Here is a 2,785-nt window from a genome sequence, read left to right as displayed (position 1 = left end):
ATCCTGCACGGCGATGCCGCAGTGTCCCAGCGTGTGGCCGAACAGCGGAATCAGCAGAATGTCCGGCGGCAGTCCGCGCAAGGCACGGATGGCCTCGAATCCCATCCAGGGTTCGCCCTCCTCGGAGTAGGTCTCGAACTTCGGCTGGTGCGCCCACATCACCGGCAGATAGCGGTGCTTCGCCTTGAAGGAACGGCGCTCGGTAGCGGCCTTCAACTCGGCCGCGTGCAGGTGAACCGTGGCGTGCGGGAAGTCCGACAGACCGCCGACGTGATCCAGATCCATGTGCGTCATCACGATGTGGCGCACGTCCTGCGGCTTGAACCCGAGCGCGCGGATCTGGTTCACCGCCGCGTAAGACCCGTCGCGCTTGGGATTCGCGTAGACATACGTGAACATCATCCCGAGCCGCTGCGCCGGGTTCACGAAGTCGGGAGTCCCGAGTCCTGTATCCACCAGCACCAGTCCGCTCGCCGGCGTTTCGATCAACAGGCAGTGACAGGCCAGCTGGCGGCCGTGAATCGACAGGCGCTGGATGCAGGCGCAGTTCAGATGATGGATCCGGTATCCCGCGGTACCGGCTTGCGTTGCCTCGGCCATGAGCGCCTCCGGATGAAGAGGAATGATCGTTCCTTATGCTAGGCAGGGGCGCCAGCCGTTGTCAAGGAATGTTTGTTCCCTTTGGTATACTGGGGCCATGCCGAAGATTTCCGATGAGCAGTGGCAGGAGCGGCGGCGTCAGATCCTCGAAGCCGCGTGGCGCTGCTTCTACCGCGAGGGTGTGCAGGCGACAACCATGGAAGAGATCATTGCGGAATCGCGGATGTCCGCGAGCGCGATGTACCGTTACTTCTGTGGCAAGGAAGACATCATTCTCAGCGCCATATCGGCCTCGCTCGGGGCGCTCGCAACGCAGATGGTGCCGCTGCTGCAGGGAGAAGACGCGCCGACCCCGGCGGATTTCATCGCCAAGGTGCTGCTGACGATAGAGCGGTTTAGCGAACGGGATGGCTACAACCTCCTGCCCATCGCGATACACGGCTGGAGCGAGGCGCAACGCGACGAGCGTGTGCGCGATCAGCTGCGGGGCTTCTATCTGCAGTTTCGTGCGCAGTTTGCGGCGCGCGTCGTGAGGTGGCAAAAGGACGGCGTCGTCGGCACCCAGGGGTCGCCGGAGGAAGTTGCGCAATCCCTGCAGTCGGTCGTCCTGGGCTACATCGTGCAGACGACGATCATGCGCGACGTCGCCGTGGCGGGTCAGGCCCGCGGCATTGCCGCGCTGATGGGGGTGCGCTTCGATGGTTGAAGCGTCGGGCTGACTGACCGCAAAGCCGCCGTTGACCGCGGGCCGCGGTCGGGAAGACAATCCGGAAAGCGTCACTGGAATGCCTTTCCTGCTCCGGAGAAGAACCATGACATATCGAACCCTGGGATTGGCGACAATCGGGGCGCTGGTCGTGCTGGCGGGCTGCAGCTCCGTGCCGGGCGGCAAGGCGGGCGAGGGGAGTGGCACGTCCGCCGCCCCCGCAGCGGCGTCCGCTTCGACCGCGACCGCCTCGAAGATCGGGCCGGGGATGAACGACCGCGGCGAGGTGATCGACCCGACGAAGGTCGAGCCCGGCTATGGACAGAAGGTCAAGGGCATCAACGACTGGGAAGGCGAGATCACCGGCAAGCCGGTTCCGGGCAGCAAGTTCTCGGAACTCAAGATCGGCATGAGCTTTGGCCAGGTGCAGGGCATCCTCGGCGTGCCATCGGACCAGGGTTCCTACATTACCGGGAAGGCATTCATTCCGTTCTTCTTCGGTTCCGACCGGTACCGCCACGAAGCCGTCTACAAGGGGCAGGGGCGACTGATCTTCGCCGGCTCGGCGGGTTTCGACATGAATGCCCACCTGATCTGGATCATCAACAGCGCCAACGAGACCGGCGTCCGCTGACCGGCGGATTGGAACGTAGTCGCATTGCCTCCTGAAACGCCGCCGGGGCGCTGCGATCAGTCCCGCGTCCTGACGGTTCGTTCACGCATCCGACTCGACGCCGCCGTTCGGGCGCCTTCCCATCCGTGTCCATCGCCGAGTTCTTCGGCAGATAAGCGTCGCTGGCGCCCCATTTCCGCCTGAAATACGCTCGTCGCTGCCTTGCCGCGCCACCGCGACGCACACCGAGAGGATGCGATCGCGCGCCTGATCCAGCTCTTCCGGTCGATCGATGCAGCGGCGTACCTCGAAGGAGGCGGCAGTTCGCTGCGCATACATCCTGGCGCGAAGGTCCGCCCCGAGCCGGTCGCGGACCGCGCGCCGCGGCACCGGCGGCTGAGACTCTCACGGCTGGACGCGGCGGGCAGCAAGCGATCTCGCCTGCGCCGCACGCGTCTGGCATGGGGCGCCAGCGTGCCGCGTGCACGGGCGTGCGGCTTGACTGCGGCAGGGCTAACCCACACAATAACAATCATTCTCATTCGCGATCTCCGGGGGTTGGCATCGCGAAATCCGTTGATCCGCGCGTGGCGGAACGCTCTGCCCCCGGTTTCGAGTGGCCCGCGAGGAACCCTGAGTGCCGCAGTCCGCGTCTCTTCCATGCGCGATGTCGACGTTGCTTCAGCGCCGCAGCGAGAAGGCGGCAGCGTTCGTCATCGTCGCCGTCATGCACGTCATCGTCATCGCGGCGCTGCTCACCTATCAGCCGTTTCGCGAGGCCCTCATCGACGCTGCACCGATCATGGTGAATCTGATCACAGCACCGAAGGTGCAGGAGGTCATGCCTCCCGTGACGGAGCCGCCGA

The 2,785-nt window shown here is 64.9% G+C and carries 4 protein-coding genes; 3 read left to right on the top strand and 1 reads right to left on the bottom strand.

The genetic code is table 11. The features are described 5' to 3' along the window. Positions 1 to 600, bottom strand: a 600-nt coding sequence (locus JNK68_00865; protein ID MBL8538896.1) for an MBL fold metallo-hydrolase, incomplete at its 3' end; no start/stop codon positions are given. A gap of 97 nt (positions 601 to 697) precedes the next feature. Here JNK68_00865 and JNK68_00860 point away from each other — a divergent pair. The 3 genes from JNK68_00860 to JNK68_00850 all read left to right on the top strand — a co-directional run. Continuing rightward, positions 698 to 1,306 carry a TetR/AcrR family transcriptional regulator gene (locus JNK68_00860; GenBank protein MBL8538895.1) on the top strand — a complete coding sequence of 203 codons (609 nt, stop codon included), beginning with the start codon at positions 698 to 700 and terminating at the stop codon, positions 1,304 to 1,306. A 268-nt stretch (positions 1,307 to 1,574) separates the two neighbouring features. Beyond that, a complete protein-coding gene (locus tag JNK68_00855; GenBank protein MBL8538894.1) occupies positions 1,575 to 1,940 on the top strand; it encodes a hypothetical protein in 366 nt (121 codons plus the stop codon). A 646-nt stretch (positions 1,941 to 2,586) separates the two neighbouring features. After that, positions 2,587 to 2,785 (top strand): hypothetical protein (locus JNK68_00850; GenBank protein ID MBL8538893.1); only part of this gene is annotated, 199 nt, incomplete at its 3' end.

The sequence above is a fragment of the Betaproteobacteria bacterium genome (assembly GCA_016791345.1).
Lineage (GTDB): Bacteria > Pseudomonadota > Gammaproteobacteria > Burkholderiales > JAEUMW01 > JAEUMW01.
This window is presented reverse-complemented; position numbering and strand designations above follow the sequence as displayed.